This window comes from Williamsia limnetica (assembly GCF_003217475.1).
GTDB classification, from domain to species: Bacteria; Actinomycetota; Actinomycetes; order Mycobacteriales; family Mycobacteriaceae; genus Williamsia; species Williamsia limnetica.
The window spans coordinates 210,102-227,816 of record NZ_QJSP01000009.1 but is presented as its reverse complement, the minus strand read 5'-3'; the positions used below and the strand labels follow the sequence as shown (position 1 = coordinate 227,816).

Annotated in this window: 16 protein-coding genes and 1 pseudogene; 15 read left to right on the top strand and 2 right to left on the bottom strand. The window is 62.3% G+C overall.

Annotated elements, in window-relative coordinates:
- Positions 1-33: 33 nt before the first annotated feature.
- The 6 genes and pseudogenes from DFR67_RS16640 to DFR67_RS31155 form a co-directional block, all read left to right on the top strand.
- The gene (locus tag DFR67_RS16640; protein WP_110470607.1) at positions 34-1,680 is read left to right on the top strand and encodes a flavin-containing monooxygenase; all 1,647 of its coding nucleotides are present in this window, start codon (positions 34-36) and stop codon (positions 1,678-1,680) included.
- Between the two features lie 28 nt (positions 1,681-1,708).
- Positions 1,709-1,993, top strand: a complete 285-nt coding sequence (locus DFR67_RS16635) for a YciI family protein (RefSeq protein ID WP_110470606.1) — start codon at positions 1,709-1,711, stop codon at positions 1,991-1,993.
- A gap of 103 nt (positions 1,994-2,096) precedes the next feature.
- Positions 2,097-3,689, top strand: coding sequence for a class I adenylate-forming enzyme family protein (locus tag DFR67_RS16630; protein ID WP_110470605.1), 1,593 nt, complete (start codon positions 2,097-2,099; stop codon positions 3,687-3,689).
- Between the two features lie 52 nt (positions 3,690-3,741).
- The gene (locus tag DFR67_RS16625) at positions 3,742-4,413 is read left to right on the top strand and encodes a TetR/AcrR family transcriptional regulator (protein WP_158539977.1); all 672 of its coding nucleotides are present in this window, start codon (positions 3,742-3,744) and stop codon (positions 4,411-4,413) included.
- Between the two features lie 525 nt (positions 4,414-4,938).
- Positions 4,939-5,349, top strand: a complete 411-nt coding sequence (locus DFR67_RS16620; protein WP_110470603.1) for a nuclear transport factor 2 family protein — start codon at positions 4,939-4,941, stop codon at positions 5,347-5,349.
- A 512-nt stretch (positions 5,350-5,861) separates the two neighbouring features.
- A pseudogene (locus DFR67_RS31155) lies at positions 5,862-5,951 on the top strand (RidA family protein); the annotation flags it as partial.
- Between the two features lie 163 nt (positions 5,952-6,114).
- On the opposite strand, the gene DFR67_RS16610 reads toward DFR67_RS31155, so the two are convergent.
- A complete protein-coding gene (locus tag DFR67_RS16610) occupies positions 6,115-6,630 on the bottom strand; it encodes a MarR family winged helix-turn-helix transcriptional regulator (protein WP_110470602.1) in 516 nt (171 codons plus the stop codon).
- Positions 6,631-6,722: 92 nt separating this feature from the next.
- On the opposite strand from DFR67_RS16610, the gene DFR67_RS16605 reads away from it, so the two are divergent.
- The 5 genes from DFR67_RS16605 to DFR67_RS16585 all read left to right on the top strand — a co-directional run bounded on the left by DFR67_RS16605 (position 6,723) and on the right by DFR67_RS16585 (position 12,445).
- Positions 6,723-7,652 (top strand): NADP-dependent oxidoreductase, encoded by a 930-nt coding sequence (locus DFR67_RS16605; protein ID WP_110470601.1) that lies wholly within the window; start codon positions 6,723-6,725, stop codon positions 7,650-7,652.
- Positions 7,653-7,777: 125 nt separating this feature from the next.
- Positions 7,778-8,791 (top strand): magnesium and cobalt transport protein CorA, encoded by a 1,014-nt coding sequence (locus tag DFR67_RS16600; protein WP_110470600.1) that lies wholly within the window; start codon positions 7,778-7,780, stop codon positions 8,789-8,791.
- 192 nt (positions 8,792-8,983) lie between these two features.
- Positions 8,984-11,149, top strand: a complete 2,166-nt coding sequence (locus DFR67_RS16595) for a molybdopterin-containing oxidoreductase family protein (protein ID WP_110470599.1) — start codon at positions 8,984-8,986, stop codon at positions 11,147-11,149.
- Positions 11,146-11,466, top strand: coding sequence for a ferredoxin (gene fdxA, locus DFR67_RS16590; RefSeq protein WP_110470598.1), 321 nt, complete (start codon positions 11,146-11,148; stop codon positions 11,464-11,466). The genes DFR67_RS16595 and fdxA overlap by 4 nt, the downstream gene beginning before the upstream one ends.
- Positions 11,456-12,445, top strand: coding sequence for an NAD(P)/FAD-dependent oxidoreductase (locus tag DFR67_RS16585; protein ID WP_110470597.1), 990 nt, complete (start codon positions 11,456-11,458; stop codon positions 12,443-12,445). Before fdxA ends, DFR67_RS16585 begins: the two co-directional genes overlap by 11 nt.
- A gap of 2 nt (positions 12,446-12,447) precedes the next feature.
- Here the strand turns inward: DFR67_RS16585 and DFR67_RS16580 are convergent, their stop codons facing one another.
- Positions 12,448-13,398, bottom strand: a complete 951-nt coding sequence (locus DFR67_RS16580; protein WP_245937995.1) for a helix-turn-helix domain-containing protein — start codon at positions 13,396-13,398, stop codon at positions 12,448-12,450.
- Between the two features lie 286 nt (positions 13,399-13,684).
- Here DFR67_RS16580 and DFR67_RS16575 point away from each other — a divergent pair, with 286 nt between their 5' ends.
- The 4 genes from DFR67_RS16575 to DFR67_RS16560 all read left to right on the top strand — a co-directional run bounded on the left by DFR67_RS16575 (position 13,685) and on the right by DFR67_RS16560 (position 17,659).
- Positions 13,685-14,209 carry a molybdenum cofactor biosynthesis protein MoaE gene (locus DFR67_RS16575; protein WP_110470595.1) on the top strand — a complete coding sequence of 175 codons (525 nt, stop codon included), beginning with the start codon at positions 13,685-13,687 and terminating at the stop codon, positions 14,207-14,209.
- The gene (moaA, locus tag DFR67_RS16570) at positions 14,206-15,237 is read left to right on the top strand and encodes a GTP 3',8-cyclase MoaA (protein WP_110470694.1); all 1,032 of its coding nucleotides are present in this window, start codon (positions 14,206-14,208) and stop codon (positions 15,235-15,237) included. Before DFR67_RS16575 ends, moaA begins: the two co-directional genes overlap by 4 nt.
- A gap of 21 nt (positions 15,238-15,258) precedes the next feature.
- A complete protein-coding gene (locus tag DFR67_RS16565; protein ID WP_110470594.1) occupies positions 15,259-15,498 on the top strand; it encodes a MoaD/ThiS family protein in 240 nt (79 codons plus the stop codon).
- 70 nt (positions 15,499-15,568) lie between these two features.
- On the top strand, positions 15,569-17,659 hold the full coding sequence (locus DFR67_RS16560) for a heavy metal translocating P-type ATPase (RefSeq protein ID WP_110470593.1): 2,091 nt from the start codon (positions 15,569-15,571) through the stop codon (positions 17,657-17,659).
- Positions 17,660-17,715: the final 56 nt, after the last annotated feature.

Sequence of the window (17,715 nt, the reverse complement as noted above, 5' to 3'; positions counted from 1 at the left end):
CACCTTTCATCGAACCAATCAAGGAGTGACCGAATGTCCGACCAGGGATCAACCGCAACGCCCGTACACACCGATGCCGTGGTCATCGGTGCTGGATTCGGCGGCATACGCATGCTCATCGAACTGCAGAAACTCGGGCTCTCTGCGGTAGCACTCGAAGCGGGAACAGACGTCGGAGGAACGTGGTATTGGAACCGCTACCCAGGAGCTCGTACTGACAGCGAAAGTTGGTCGTACTGCTTCCCTTTCCCGGAAATCGAACAGGAATGGAACTGGTCCGAGCGTTACCCCGGTCAGGTGGAAGTGCAGAAGTACATCGCGTTCGTCGCCGACCGATTCGACGTACGTCGCAACATCCGTTTCAGCCACCGCGTCCTGGCCGCGACGTACGACAAGCCGAGCAACTTGTGGACCATCACCACAGAGAACGGGCAGCAGTTCACCTGCACGTACTTCCTGCCCGCGCTGGGGCATCTGTCGGTGCCGCAGGAACCTCAGTTCGAGGGCATCAACAGTTTCACCGGAAACATCTACCGCACCTCGCAGTGGCCCAAGGAGCACGTCGACCTGACCGGCAAGCGAGTGGCCGTAATCGGCACCGGTGCCTCCGGCATCCAGACCATCCCACACGTGGCCGAAGCCGCCGAGCATCTGACCGTGTTCCAGCGGACCCCCAACTACGTCATGCCCGCCCAGAACCACGATCTCGACGATGAGTTTCGCCAAAAGATCAAAGCGGATTATGCCGCGGTGTGGGACAAAGCCCGAGGCCACGTCTTCGGGTTCCCCATGGACCCGGCGGGGCGAATGTATGACGATGTCGTTGTGGAGGCCGAACGCGAGCGCATCTTCGAAGAAGGCTGGCAGAACGGCGGTTTCCACTTCGTCTTCGAGACCTTCGACGATCTGATTCTCGATCAGCGATCCAACGATGCTGCTGCCGATTTCATCCGCAAGAAGATCGCAGAGACCGTCAAAGATCCAGCGGTCGCCGAACTACTCACCCCACGTGGGTACCCATACGTGTCCAAGCGGCCACCCTCAGGCACCAACTACTACGAAACCTTCAACCGTGACAACGTCACCCTCGTCGACATTCAGAGCAACCCGATCGAGGCGATCACCGCCAACGGTCTGCGCACCAGCGACCGTGACTACAAGTTCGACGTCATCATCCTCGCTACCGGGTTCGACGCGGTCACCGGCGCTTTGAACAACATCGATATCCGCGGCGAGGACCGGGTGAAGTTGTCCCAGTACTGGGCTGGCGGCCCCGAAACATTCTTGGGTATTGGGACACCAGGATTTCCCAACATGCTCATGATTTGCGGACCGCAGAGCGCGTACGCCAACATTCCGGTCATCATCGAAGGGGTCGTCAACTGGCTCAGCCGCGCCCTGAACTTCATGAAAGACAACGGTTATGACCGAATGCAGCCCACCGAGGAGGCCGCCGAGCAGTGGACTGCGCACGTATCGGACGTATTCAACATGACTCTGCTCCCCAGCGGGGAATCGGCGAACAGTTGGTACCTGGGCGCCAACACCCCCGGCAAACCGCGCCGCGTGCTGTTCTACTTCGGCGGGGCCGCCGGATACTTCCAGGAACTCGAGAAGAGCGCAGGCAACGATTTCGCCGGCTTCGAGTTCTCGAACGTTCCCGTCAAAGCCCACAACTGACCGACCGTACAAACGAAAGCAGGCGCGCATGTTCGTCATCTCCAGCACCTACACCCGTCCCCTGGAACGGGGTGAATCAGTCGTTACCCAACACTTGGCGTTCCTCGACCAATGTTATGACGCTGGACGATTCATCGCCTCAGGACCCCGCCGCCCGTTCACCGGCGGTCTGATCATCGCGAGGGGCGACGACGAGAACGAAGTTCGCGCTCTCATGGGTAACGATCCCATGGTGCGCGCGGGAGTCGCTCACTACGACTACCTGCACTTTCACCCATCGAGGGCAGTGCATCCCGACCTCGTCGAATCGTAGGACGCACCACCAGGCGACGTGCCAGTCTCGACATACCGACCTGGCACGTCGCCGATCCACTACAAGTCCGACCCTCGCCTGACGCTAGTAAAAGGACCTACCCATGACCATCGATGCCGAGCACGATCACACGCTCACCCACAGCGCCGCGACCCTGCCGGCCCTGCTGGACGAAACATCGCTTCACGCATCCACGCCGTTCCTACTGTGTCCAGACCAGAGCTTGAGCTACGGCCAGTTCGCTGAGCAGGTCGACCAGTTCGCCGCGGGTCTGCTCTCATTGGGAATTACGCGCCACGACCGCATCGCCATCGCCGCACCCAACTCCGCCCAGTGGCTGATTACCTGGTTTGCCGCAGCGAAGATCGGCGCCGTGCTGGTCACACTGAACGTTGCCTACCGGGACCGCGAGTTCGACTACATGCTGAACCAATCCGGCGCCGTCATGCTCGTGTGCTGCACCAGCGACAACAACTTCGACTTCGTCGAATTCCTTCAAGGTCTGCGCCCCCGCATTCAGGCGGTGCGCCACTTCGTTTTCCTCAGCGGCGAAGGCTTTGCCGGTAGTCACCGCTGGGAGGACCTTGTCACTGCGCCTGATTCGCAGACCCTCACCGCTCTTCAGGCACAAGTGCAACCGGACGATCCGGCGGTGATCCTGTACACCTCGGGCACCACCGGCCGGCCAAAGGGCGCCACTCTGACGCACGCCAGCATCCTGTCGTCGGCCACTGCCCAGGCGGGCCATCTGCACCAAACTGCCAACGACGTCGCCATCGGCCATATGCCGCTCAATCACGTGGGCGGGATGACCTGCACCGTCACCGCTTCCATGGTCGCCGGAAGCACCGTGGCACTACTGCCTCGCTACAACCCCCAGCTGGCACTAACGACGATCGAGCGCCACAAAGTCACCATCTACATCGGTGTACCGACCATGTACACCATGATGATGGACCTCGAGGAGTTCGCGGGCACGGACACTTCTTCGGTCCGGACCTGCATCATCGGAGGTTCGAACGTCGAACCCGCCATGGGTCGCCGCATCCTCGACACGTTCCCCGGCGCCCGGATGGCCAACCTCTACGGCTTGTCCGAGACCTCGGGCGGATGCATCATCTCAGCGCTCGGCGACGACCTCGAAACCTTGGTTGCGACCTTAGGTGTGGCAATCGGAGACTTCCAAGCGCGCATCGCCGACGACACCGGACAACCCTTGCCCCCCGACACTGAGGGCGAACTGCACATCCGCGGTGGCTGCGTCGCCGGCGGCTACTGGGACAACCCGGCCGATACCCAACGAACGTTTCACTCCGATGGGTGGCTCGACACCGGCGACATGGCCACCCAGCGCTCAGATGGACGAATAGCGCTGTGCGGGCGCAGGAAAGAGATGTACGTCCGTAGCGGATACAACGTCTATCCCGTGGAAATAGAGAACGTCCTGGCCAGCGACGAGGCTGTGGCTATGAGCGCGGTCATCGGAGTACCCGACGCCCTCTACGGCGAAGTCGGTCACGCCTACGTCGTGCCGACACCAGGAGCCACCGTCGATGTCGAGGCGCTTCTCAACAGATGTCGCCAGCAGCTGGCAAAGTACAAAGTTCCTGCCCACATCCACGTTGTCGACTCACTCCCACTCACCCCCTCTGGAAAAATCAAGAAGGTGGCTCTGCGCGAGGCGGCGGCGACCTGACTCGGTACCGTAAACTACATTTGATCTGCGGCCGATCTCCCGGAAGGACGACGTGACACTACAAGACGGCAGCCGGTCCAATACCGGAATTGCCACTGCCCCGGTGGCACCAACGCGGCCCTCCCAGCAAGAAAAGCCCACTACCCAACGTGGGTGGCGTACCCGCGGCGCACTGGTCGCTGCAGCGCGGGAATTGTTCGAAGAAAAGGGATTTCGAGATACACGAATCTCGGATATAGCTGAGCGCTCCGGTACGTCGTATGGCACTTTCTACCACTACTTCGAAACAAAAGACGACGTCTTACACGAACTGTTCAGTGTGGTCGCAGGCGAGATGTTCACCGCATCGCAGACCACCGGCACCGTCGGCGACGACGCCATCACCAAGATCGAGGCGGCGAACCGCCAGTACTTCAACGCCGCAGCACGAAACGCCAGGCTCATCGCCGTCATAGACGAGATGGCGATCCGCGACGACCAGTTCCGGACACTAAAACTGCAGATCAGAGATCTATTTCTCCGGCGCAACGAAGCCGGTATCCGCCACCTGCAACGAACTGGCGACGTAGACCCTAGCCTCGACCCCACCATCGCCGCCGCCGCGCTCGGCGGGATGATCGAATCCTTCACTCAGATGTGGTTCATCCACGGGGTCAGGTTTGATGAGGAAGCTGCCATCACCACCCTGACCCGGTTGTGGTCTCAAGCTCTCGGCCTGAAGTAAACCAGCCGCCCGGTACATAGCTGGCGCGGCACCCGCGATCCCCTCTGGCAAGTCATGCCAAACGCTCAGCTTCAGGGGAAGTACACACCACTATCTGAGTCGCGCCGCATCGAAGAGGTTTAATCCACTTGGTGGCAGGATATTTCGCGCTCATACACGGGCAGTCCCCCGTAGGTGTCACTCGTCAGTTGACGGGGCCCCGTCTGCCTTGTCGAGGACCGAGCATTCTCAGCGTGCCGAAAGTTGACTTTGCAGTCAGATTTCATCCCCACGCCCTTTGGCTCGAGCTGGCAATTTCGTAGAAACTCACGCAATTAACCCACCATCACGATTGACTCGTTAGTCAACTCTGCTTACAATCACACTGTGTTTCAAGGGTGACGTTCTCCGCCACCACGAAAGCACCAGCGAGGCGCGTCACGCGCGACAACACTGAAATAGGTTCCGTGTTCTAGCGATACAAGGCCCCACACCGCCTGCGGCCCCGCGTTCATCGGCTCAATCCGCTACCCCAGGAGGCTCTCAATGTCCGTCGAGAAGAACAAAGAAATTGTCCTCAACGCCTGCCAGTACATCAGCGACCGCAACTTCCCAGCATTGTTCGACCTCATCGACGACGAAGGAACATGGACACTCCCAAATCGCAAAGATCGCTTCGAATACGGTGGCCCCAACGACAAGGCCGGCACCAAGGCCCTCCTAGAGGGGTTCCTAGGACCCTTCGACCAGTTCCGATTCGATGTACACAGCGTGACCGGCGAAGAGGACCGCGTCGTCGTGGAAGCCACGACGGAAGGAATCGGTCCGGGCGAGGCCAAGTACAACAACAACTACCTGATCATGTTCCGCCTACGAGACGGCAAACTGATCAAAGTGACCGAATCGCTCGACCCATTCCAGGTACTCGCCTACGTCGAACAACTCCCGACCGCTTGAGCCCGCCGACTACCCGATCCGGTAAGCGAGATGGGGCGACGAGTCGAGTCGGTTTGCAAAGTGCGGCTCGTCGGGGCTATTCCCCACCAGCAGTCGTCTAGGCCACACGGGCAGACGAAGCCCGACCCATTCATAGTGGCAAAGACCTGAGAATCATTTGTAGGCACGGCAACTCACTGAAACGCTGACCGCTCTGACTCGTCAAATGGGCCTGCCCCGGCGATCATGTGGCCGTGCGGCGTGCACTTGAAGCCCGCACAGAGCGTCGAGCTAAAGTTGCCCACTGGCTCTGTGTACTCGCCAGCTAAGAACCAGTGGCAGGTAGGTCGCTTGCATTTGGTGTGCATACGCGTACGCGGGTTTATCTTGGGCGGATAGGTCTGGCGGCTCATTCTGCGGTGTTGTTCAGGCGCCAAGAGCGGTATGTGGGCGGGCCTTCGCTGCACCTAGGGATCCGGCGATCTGGATCGATGTGTGAGTTCGGGTTGTTTGTCACGTCCTGCGGCTGACATCCTATGTCACCCGCATCCTTGATCGGAGTCGACTACCTCTTCGAACCCGACGTCCTCGTCGAAGTCGAAGCGACCGCCATCCTCGACTAACAGCAGGAATTCGGGCGGCGTGCAAACGCTTCGTATCCACCTAAAGATCTGCGCCACTACGTGATACATCAGCAGCAACACACGGTGACGACGACCAGCACGAAACTTGAATGTGTCGTCGTTTGCTCCAGCGACGAAGCGCGAGCCCCAGGAGTCCAGCTTGTCACTCCGACCGTCGACCGGCGCCTCGGCGGGGTTTGGCCGAGCGTGGCGGGATCGTCCGCATGTGGTCTCGGGCTTTGGCGAGTACGCGGGCAAGGTCGTCGACATCGTTTTGGTCCAATGCGTCGAAGAGTAGCTGCCGGACTATGGCGATGTGCCCGGGGAACACGGCCGCGAGCACTCGGCGTCCAGCTTCGGTCACTGTGACGGTGATTCCGCGTTCGTCTTCTTCGGACGGGCTGCGCGTCACCAATCCCGCTCGTTCAAGGAGACCCACCTGGTACGTGAGTCCGCTTCTGCTGTAGACCACGCCGTCGGCCAGTTCGGTCATTCGCCGGTTGCCGGTCGGTGCGTCGCCGAGTGTGGCGAGCAACTGGAACTGCACGTAACTGAGATTCCCCGCCTCCTGTAGCTGCTGTTCCACTGCGTGACGCACCAAGCTGCTCACCTCTATCAACGCTAGGTACGCGCCCAGCTCCACAGGGGTCAGCCCCTGTTCCCCACTGATTCCACTCATGACAGCAGCCTACCGGTTGCTTCGATTCCAAAGCACTGTTACCTTGGTCAAAGTTGCTTCACATTCGAAGCACTTTGTCGGAGGAGTTCACCATGAAAGCAGTTCAGTTCCACGAAGTCGGCGGTCCCGAGGTCCTCCAGTACGGAGATGTGGAGCTACCGACACCGGCCGCCGGGCAGGTTCGCGTGCGTGTGGCAGCGTCAGCGTTCAACGCTGCCGACAACGGAATGCGAGCCGGATTTCTGCCGATCCCGATCGTCTTGCCACACATCCCCGGATATGACGTCTCGGGCACGGTTGATGCGCTCGGCGAAGGGGTGAGAGGCCTTGCGCTCGGGGACGCCGTCATCGGGTTCCTGCCGATGGAACTTGACGGCGGCGCAGCCGAGTACGTGATCGCCCCGGCCGAGGCGCTGGTGCACGCCCCCAACAGCATTCAGTTGGCCGACGCCGCGGCACTACCCTCTGTGGCCCTCACGGCCTGGCAGGCGCTGTTCGACGACGGACAACTGATCGCCGGCCAGAGCGTGCTGATCGTCGGCGCGGGCGGTGTTGTCGGCAAATACGCGATTCAACTGGCCAAGCGCGCAGGCGTCCAGGTCATTGCGACAGGAAGCCCACGCAGCATTGACGCTGTCCGCGCCGCTGGCGCCGACCACGTCATCGACCACACCAACACCGCGTTACTCGATGTCCTCGACGGGCAGGTCGACGTACTGCTCAACCTCGCTCCCATCGAACCCGAACAATTCGCCACGTATGTCACAGCCGTTCGCGACGGCGGCGTCGTGGTCAGCACCACCGCGTTCATGGCGACCCCCGACGACAAGACCCGGAATGTGCGGGCTGCCACCGTGTTCGTTCAGCCGAACCGCACACGTCTTGCCGAGATCGTGTCCCTGGTCGACGCCGGCGCGCTGACCGTTGAGGTAACACAACGGATACCACTCGCCGAACTGCCCGACCTCCACATGCAGGCAGCTGCCGGGCCAATCGCAGGCAAGGTGATCGTGCTGCCTTGAACGCAGCCCGAGCCGGGGCCGACCGCGGTAGGTCCGACCTGACCGCAAAGCGGAGGCCTGTCCCGGACCTGGGTTTACGATACGAGCGAGCAGATGTCATCAGAGGCAGCGATTGGGGGTGAGCGGTGGCGATCATCGACAACGCCGTGTATGTCGACGGTAAACGAACAAAAAACCCTGAAAGCCTCGACCTGACGTACGAAGTGATGCGCGAACGTGGCGGCATGGCGTGGATCGGGCTGTACCGTCCCGGACGGACCGAGATCGATTCCGTCGCCTCCGAATTCAATCTGCATCATCTTGCGGTCGAGGATGCGATCGCGGCGCATCAGCGACCCAAGCTCGAAGGGTACGGCGATCAACTGTTTGTTGTGCTGCGACCGGCCCGGTATATCGAAGACACCGAGAAGGTCGAGTTCGGCGAAGTCCACATCTTCGTGGGCCCAGACTTTGTGGTCACCATTCGCCATGCAGAGGCCCCCGACCTCGGGCGGGTGCGCCATCGCCTCGAAGACACCCCCGACTTACTGGGACTTGGTACCGACGCGGTGCTCTACGCCATCATCGATCAGGTCGTCGACGAATACGAGCCGGTCATCGAAGGACTGCAGACCGATATCGATGAAATCGAAGACCAGCTGTTTACCGGCCAACCGGAAGTCGCACGCCGCATCTACGACTTGTCCCGGGAAGTGATGGAGTTTCAGCGGGCCACCGCACCCCTGGTCGTCATGGTCGAAGCGATGCGCGAAGACGCCAAGAACGACGGTAACCTCGAGTTGCGCCGCAGCTTCCGCGACGTCCTCGATCACATCCTGCGCGTCACCGAACGCGCGGATGCCTTCCGGATGACCCTGCAGAACGCACTGACCGTCCACGCCACGCTGGTGACCCAGCAACAGAACGAAGAGATCCGGGCGATGACCCAGGTCAGTATCGAGCAAAACGAACAAGTCAAGAAGATATCTGCTTGGGGCGCAATACTGTTCGCCCCAACCCTGATCGCCGGCATCTACGGAATGAACTTCGAGCACATGCCCGAATTACGATGGTTGGGCGGATACCCGATGGCCGTGCTGGCGATGGTGACCTCCTCCATCGCCCTCTACATCGTGTTCCGCCGCCAGCAATGGCTGTGACAAGCGCATACGCGGTTCCCAAGGTCTGATCGGGTAAGCCAGCCAGGAAGTGGCCGCAAAGCCCCCGTCCGTTCGACTGCGGAACTCTCATCGGGCGCTGACCGCATACAGGTTGGCACGCTGAATCAACTTTTAGGGCCACGGAATTGGCAGGCTGATTCCCATCTCGCCGCCGGCCCAGAGGAGATCCGCATGTCAGTTCAAGACATTCCGTTGCAGACGTCAGCCCCCACCGACCCAATCACCATTCTCGGTGCCTGTGCGCAGGACTGCCCCGATTCGTGCTCGATGGTCGTCACCGTCGAGGACGGCGTCGCCACCGACATCCGTGGCAGCAAGGCGATGCCGTTCACCAACGGCGGGCTCTGCGTCAAGGTCGACAACTACCTCGACAAGGTCTACAGCCCGGATCGAGTCCTCTATCCGCTCAAACGCGTCGGGCCGAAAGGGGCGGGCGAGTTCGAGCGTATTTCATGGGATGAGGCCATCGCCACGATCGCCTCGAAGTTCAGGTCGATCAGCGAAGAGTTCGGCCCCGAAGCGATCATGCCGTGCAACTATCTCGGCACCCAGGGCATCACCCAGGGACTGAACGTCGGCGACGCATTTTTCAACAAGCTCGGCGCGACGGTGGCCGAACGGACCTACTGCGACGCGGGCTCGTGTACCGCCTATGCGATGACCATCGGTGACAGCGCAGGTGTCGACCCCGAGAGTTTTGTGCACTCGAAATACATCGTCATCTGGGCCGCGAACGTCATGAGCACCAACCTGCACCTATGGCCGTACATCGCAGAAGCGAAGAAACGCGGCGCCAAGGTGGTCGTGATCGACCCAGTCAAGACGCGGACGGCGAAAGCCGCGAGCTGGTACATCCCCATCCGGCCCGGGACCGACGGCGCATTGGCGCTCGCGATGATGAACGTCATCATCGCCGAGGGACTGACCGACGCCGACTACATCGACAAGTACACGGTCGGCTACGACGAACTGACCGAGCGGGTGGCGCAGTACACCCCCGAGTGGGCGTCCGAAGAGACCGGGATCCCGGTCGACGACATCTACACCCTGGCCCGCGAATACGCTCAGAACGCACCTGCCGTCATCCGGATCGGTGTCGCCATCGAGCGCTCCGCCGGCGGCGGCCAGACCGTGCGCGCAATCTCCTGCCTGCCCGCGCTGATCGGTGCCTGGCGCAAGCCCGGCGGCGGCCTGCTGCAACTGCCGCTGTGGGCATTCCCCGTGAACTGGCCTGCCTTCCTACACCCCGAATTACAAACCCCGGGTACACGAGTCATCAATCTCTATCAGCTCGGCGAGGCGCTCACCGGGGGCCTGAACCTCGACACGCCGCTCAAGGCACTCATGGTCTACAACTCCAACCCGGTGGTGGTGTGCCCAGACCAGGAACGAATGATCGCCGGTCTGAGCCGCGAGGATCTGTTCACGGTGGTCAGTGAGCACTTCATCACCGATACGGCCGATTACGCCGACATCATCTTGCCCGCCACCACCCAGCTCGAACAGGACGACATCAACTTCTCCTGGGGCCACCTGTTCGTCACCTACAACAACCGCTCCATCCAACCCCGGGGCGAAGCGGTCCCGAACAGTGAAATGTTCCGGCGCCTGGCCGCGGCTATGGGCTTCACCGACGCGGCGTTCCTGCGGTCAGATGAGGAGCTCATCGCAGAATCGTTCGACTGGGACGCACCCGCAATGGAGGGCATCACCATCGAGTCACTCAAGCAAAAGGGTTGGCAGCGATTGAATCTGCCGTCCCCCGACGAGTACGCACCCCATGCCGAAGGTAACTTCCGCACCCCATCCGGCAAAACAGAGTTCCTGTCGTCGATGGCTGCCGGCGGCAACTTCGTCCTTCCACTCTTCCGGCAAGGCTCCAACGACCATCAGCCCGGCCAGCCCATCGACCCACTTCCCCACTACATCGCGCCGAACGAGTCCCTGCGGACCAATCCGGAACTCGCCGCCCGATACCCACTCAACCTGATCACTCCCAAGTCCCATGCCTACCTCAACTCCAGCTTCGGCAACCTCGACTTCCATCGCAAAGTACAGAAAGAGCCCATGCTTCTCATCAACCCCGCCGACGCAGAAGCGCGTGGTATCGGCAATGGCGACACCGTGAGGATCTTCAATGACCGCGGTGAGTTCTCTGTGCTCGCCAAACTCGACAAGAGCGTCCTGACCGGTGTGACCGTCTGCAACATGGGCTACTGGCGCAAGAACGCAAAGTCGCTGTCGACCCCCGCATCGTTGAACCCCACCAGGTTCGCCGACCTCGGAAACGCGCCCACCTTCTCCGACACCCTCGTCCAGGTGGAGCTGGCGTCATGACCTACGTGATCACCGATCCCTGCCTCGACATCCTCGACAAGGCGTGCATGGAGGAATGCCCCGTGGATTGCATCTACGAGGGCGCCAGGATGATGTACATCAACCCGGACGAGTGCGTCGACTGCGGCAAGTGCATGCCGGTCTGTCCCAACGACGCGATCTTCTCCGAGCACAAACTGCCGGAGGACAAGGAACCGTTCCGGGAAGCTGCGGCCGAGTTCATCGAGGAAACCGAAGCCGAGGGCGGCGCAGAGGATTTCGGACCGATCGGGCACGATCACCCCATCGTGGAAGGATTCGCGACTCGTGAACAGTGACCACAGTCTCGACTGCGATCTGATCATCGTCGGCGCCGGCCCGGCAGGCCTTTACGGCGCCTACTACGCCGGGTTCCGCGGGATGCGGGTGACCGTGATCGACTCGCTCCCGCAAGCCGGCGGCCAGATGACCACCCTGTACCCGGAGAAGAAGATCTTCGACGTGGCCGGATACCCGGCGATCCGCGCGCAGAGCCTCGTCGACGCTCTCACCGAGCAGGCCGATCAATCCAAACCGCGCTATCTCTTCGGCCATGTGGCAACGGAACTGGTGGATATCCCAGACGGGATTGCCGTCACCACCGACCTCGGTGAGACCGTGACCGGCGGAGCCGTTCTCGTGACCGCAGGGATCGGGAAGTTCACTCCTCGCCCCCTGCCGGTCGGCAACGACTATGCAGGTCGTGGGCTGCGCTATTTCGTGCCCCGGCTCGATGAGCTGACCGGCGAAGACGTCGTCGTGGTCGGCGGGGGTGATTCTGCAGTCGATTGGGCCCTCAGCCTGGAGTCGATCGCCAAATCCGTTGTGCTCGTTCACCGACGCGAACAGTTCAGGGCGCATGAGCACAGCGTCGGTCTCCTGGCGGCGTCCACGGTTCAGGTGATGACGCCGTTCGAGGTCGACAGCATCAGCGGCGCCGGGATCATCGACGGCGTGACACTCGCGCACTGCACCACCGATGCCCGCCACCAGTTCGCCGTGTCGGCAGTGGTCGCCGCACTCGGCTTCAAAGCCGCACTGGGCCCGATCAATTCATGGGGATTGGACAAGGCGGGCCGCGACATCGCGGTCGATCGGGCGATGCGGACCAGTCGCCCCAGAGTCTTCGCAGCCGGCGACGTCGCAGGGCACGATGACAAGGTCAAGCTGATCTCGGTCGGATTCGCCGAGGCCGCCATAGCGGTCAATCACATCGCAGCGCTCCTGGACGCGTCCGCACCCGTCATGCCGGGCCACTCGAGCGACGCCGTGGGGTAGACCTACTCGATGTCGTGTGTTCGGCGCGGCCGAGTCACCGCGCGGGGATCGTTCGAAGCCGCAGACGCCGCAGCGCGATACTGCCGCGGACTGACCCCGTACACATCCTTGAACGCTCGACCGAAGACCGCCAGATCGGTGAAACCCCATTTCCGGCTGATCTCTGTCAGCGACCGGTCCTTCGCGATCGACGCGATGATCTCTCGCCGGCAACTCTCCAGGCGCTTCATCCGGATGGTCCGCGACACGGTGAGGTCCCTGTCGGCGAAGATGCGGTGGAGCTGCCGGTTGGAGATCGAGGTTGCCTGCGCGATCACCGTCGGCGACAGATCCGGGTCACCCAGGTGCTGGTCGATGTATTGATCGATCTTGCGGCTGAGCCCCACGTTCTGGCGCAGGTCATCGCCGGTGACGATGGTGTGCGCAATCACGCTGACCAGGTCTGCGACCTCGTCGGCCACTGACCCGCCCATCGACAGATCGACCTCGGGTCGGGCGGTGACGATATCGTGCAGGAACCGTCCGAGGACGCCCGTCATCCCGCTGGCGCCGTCAAAGGTCCGCGCGGTCAGCCCCCGCGACTCGTCGACACCCAGCGAAATCATCGAACGCGGCCACGTGAAGACCTCCAGTACCCATTGATCGTCGGCGGCGTCGCCGTTGACCATCCAATCGAAGGGCCGGCTGGTCTCGTACAAGACGTAGTCGCCCCGTCCGACGAGCGCTTCCCGCCCGTCTTGCCGGACCACCGCATTTCCTCTGCGCATCATGCCGAGCTGAAGGTAGGCCCTGGTGTCGCCCCGGATCAATGACCCACTGCGTTCGATTCTCTGGGTACGTGATTGCACGCTCGACACCTGAAGATGCGCCAGCGAATGACTACGGACCGCACCCGTGAACTGTTCCGACTCGGTGTCCCTGACATCGAGCGCGACAAAGTGCTGATGAAGCATATCCGCCCAGTCCGCAGTGCTGCTCGTGCGTTGCGGCAGCGAAAACCCGGAAGTTTGCATAGTCGTCCTCGATTCCTCACCGAGCGCCCGAGCGGGGCTGACCGCAGGCCCTCGGCAGTTCACCTTCAACTGTAAGCCGCGTTGTTACGTGCGTGTTGGGGTTCGGTAACAGTGTGTAGACGGCTTCTACGCTGGTCAGAGGAAGTCGCCGGCGACGTCACTGAGCGTCAACTTCTTGGCGCGCTACGACGATTACACGGGCTCATCGAGCATCACACTGAGTCCCATGACCCCCGTACCACTGCGCACCAGCCCTCGCACGGCCCTGCACATCGACGTCACGGACAGTCCGTTGCCGGTCGCCGAGATGATCGACTGGGCCACTGTCCCCGAGTGTGGCGCGGTGGTCACGTTCACCGGCACCGTCCGCGAGTACTCGGTCCCACTCGGCGGCCCGAGCGCCGGCAACGTCACCGCTATCGAGTACGAGACGTTCGCCACCAGTGCGGTCTCCCGCATGCAAGAGGTCGCCGAAGCAGCGCTCGATCGCTGGCCGCAGACCCGGCGCATCGCCCTCGTCCACAGAGCCGGCCTGGTGGCCACCGGCGAAGCCGCCGTACTCGTCGCCGTGTCAGCCGGACATCGGACGCAGGCCTTTCTCGCAGCACAGTTCTGTATCGACGTCCTCAAAGCGGCCGTACCGGTCTGGAAACTGGAACATCGCCAGGGACAGGGGACGTCCTGGGTCGAAACGGGCAATCTGATCACCGATGTCGCCGTCGCCGCCCATGAGTGGGAGCCGTACTCGTGAGCGCCCCGAGCGGCGTGGTCCGAGACACACTCGAGCGCCCACTCCACGATCTTCGAATCTCTGTCACCGACCGCTGCAATTTCCGGTGTGTCTACTGCATGCCGCGGGAAAAGTTCGGTGCTGACCATTCCTATCTCCCCCGCAGCGACCTGCTGACGTTCGACGAGATAGCGAGAGTCGCCCGGGTAGGTGGCCGGCTAGGTATCCGAAAGATCCGGCTCACCGGCGGGGAACCGCTGCTTCGGGCTGGAATCGCCGATCTCATCGCCGAGCTGCGCATCAATCCCGACCTCGACATCGCGATGACGACCAACGGTGCTCTGCTGGGCGCCCACGCCGTGTCGCTGAAGGCTGCGGGACTCGATCGTGTGACGGTCAGTCTCGATTCGATCAATCCGGTTGTGTTCGAGCAGATGAGCGACACCCGCATCCCACTGTCCCGAGTCTTGGCCGGCATTGCTGCGGCGGCCGAAGCCGGCCTCGGACCGGTGAAACTGAATGCCGTCGTCCGCCGCGAGATCAACGGCGGTCACGATCATCTACTCGCCCTGGCCGACCACTTCCGCGGCACCGATACGACAGTCCGGTTCATCGAGTACATGGACGTCGGGACCACGAACGGCTGGAATCTCGGTGAAGTCGTGCCGGCTCGAATCATAGTAGACACGATTTCCGCGGTCTTCCCGCTCGCTCTTGTGCCCCCGCGGTACCCGGGAGAGGTCGCCGCCCGCTACCGCTACCGCGACGGAATGGGCGAGATCGGTGTGATCAGTTCGGTCACCAATCCTTTCTGCCGCAGTTGCACTCGAGCGCGCCTGTCGGCCGATGGACAGGTGCACACGTGCCTGTTCTCCTCCGGCGGGTTCGATCTCCGGTCGCACTTACGATCCGGGGCCAGCGACCTCGAACTGGAAGCAATACTTCGACGCCTCTGGCTCGGACGCAAGGATAGATACTCCGAATTACGTTCGGCAGCCACCGATTCGGTGACGACGAACAAAATCGAGATGTCATATATCGGCGGCTGACGCCTGGAAGGAATACGAAAGATGGTCACGGTAGTGATGTTCGCGACGGCGCGGGTCGCCGCCGGCGCAAGCACTGGCGAGTTCGCGGGGAATAGCGTCGGAGACGTTCTCCTCGTGGCGCGGGAGCAGTACGGTCCGCAGTTCTCGTCGATTCTCGATCATTCACGCGTGTGGCTGAACGGCGAGGCCGTGGACGACATGAATGCCACCTGCGCCCCCGGCGACGAGCTGGCGATCCTTCCGCCGGTCGCGGGCGGTTGAGCGCGCCGGAATCGATTCGCGTGCGCTGACCTCCTCGACAGGTACCCCTAGGGGGTATACCCTCGTCGCTATGAGCGCTTCATCCCACGGCAACCCGCACGACACCGCCGCACCGGCGGCACACACCGGCCACCACGGCGACCACGGCGACCCCCAGGGTCACGCCGGCCACGCGGGCCACGGCGACCATGTCGGACAGTTCCGGCGCCTGTTCTGGATCATGCTTGTGCTGGCCATTCCGGTGGTCGGATTCTCGAGCATGTTCGCCACGCTCGTCGGCTATGAATTGCCCGACATCGAAGCGTTGTCATGGATTTCGCCGATCCTGGGCACAGTGATGTTCGCGTGGGGCGGCCGGCCATTTCTGGCCGGTGCAGTCGGTGAAGTGCGATCGCGGGCGCCCGGGATGATGCTGCTCATCGCCCTGGCGATCACGGTGGCGTTCGTCGCATCATGGGGTTCGACCTTGGAGTTACTCGACCACCAGCTCGATTTCTGGTGGGAACTGGCCCTGTTGATCGTGATCATGTTGCTGGGGCACTGGATCGAGATGCGATCCCTGGCCCAAACCACCTCCGCGCTGGACTCTTTGGCCGCGCTGTTGCCCGATGAGGCCGAGCTCGTCGACGGCGACACCACAGTCACTGTGTCACCATCGCAGCTTCAGGTCGGTGACGTGGTCATCGTGCGCCCCGGGGGTGGAGTGCCGGCTGACGGGACAATTGTCGACGGTGCTGCCGAGATGGACGAATCCATGGTGACCGGGGAATCGAGGACAGTGCGCCGCACGGTGAGCGATCCCGTGGTCGCCGGCACGGTGGCCACTGACTCAGGCGTGCGTGTGCAGGTCACCGCCACCGGCGACAACACTGCGTTGGCCGGTATTCAACGACTCGTCGCCGACGCCCAGAACTCGACGTCCCGGGCCCAGCGGCTCGCCGACACCGCCGCCGCGTGGCTGTTCTGGTTCGCTCTGGGATCTGCGGTACTGACCGCCATCGCCTGGACCGTGCTCGGTTACCCCGACGACGCGGTGGTGCGCACCATCACTGTCCTGGTCATCGCCTGCCCGCACGCCCTGGGCTTGGCCATCCCGCTCGTGGTGGCCATCGCCACCGAACGCGCTGCGCGCGGAGGTGTGTTGATCAAAGATCGGCTCGCGCTGGAAAGCATGCGCACCGTGGACACGGTGCTCTTTGACAAGACCGGCACCCTGACCAAAGGCGAACCCACCGTCACCGCCGTTCACGCTGTCGCCGGCCACACCGACGACGAAGTGCTGGCGTGGGCCGCAGCGGCCGAAGCCGACAGCGAACACCCCCTGGGCAAAGCCATCGTGCATGCGGCAATGACCCGCAACCTCACCCACACAACCGCCGTCGGCTTCACCTCATCCCCCGCGGTAGGTGTCTCGGCCACCGTCGACGGCCGCCATATCCAGGTCGGCGGGCCCCGATTGCTCGACGAATACCAGCGCGGCGAGCTCGCCATCGCCGACAGCTGGCGGTCCGACGGCGCAATCATCCTGCACGTGCTGGCCGACCGCCATGTGATCGGCGCCCTCAAACTGGCCGATGAGGTACGTAGCGAATCGCGTCAGGCCGTCACCGCGCTACACAAGCTCGGTATCCAGGTCGTCATGATCACCGGCGACGCAGAAGCAGTGGCCCGGTCTGTCGCCACTGAACTCGGCATCGATCGCGTGTTCGCCGGCGTCCGCCCCGAGGACAAAGCGTCCAAAGTTCAGGAGCTTCAACGCGAGGGCAAGAAGACGGCCATGATCGGCGACGGTGTCAACGACGCCCCCGCGCTAGCCCAAGCCGACGTCGGAATCGCCATCGGCGCCGGCACCGACGTCGCGATCGCCTCGGCCGGCGTCATCCTCGCCAGCGACGATCCCCGGTCGGTGCTGTCGGTGATCGAGCTGTCCAAGGCCAGCTACCGCAAGATGAAGCAGAACTTGTGGTGGGCCGCCGGCTACAACCTGATCTCCGTGCCCTTGGCTGCCGGAGTCCTCGCGGGTATCGGATTCATCCTGCCCATGTCGGTCGGTGCAATCCTGATGTCGGTGTCGACTGTCGTTGTCGCACTCAACGCACAGATGCTGCGGCGGCTGGACTTACGACCAGAAGTGAGCGCGACCGCCACACTCAGGAGATAGGACCGCACTGACCGTCCAAACGCGGTTTCGAGGAGACTTCGGCGAAGCTGATCGAG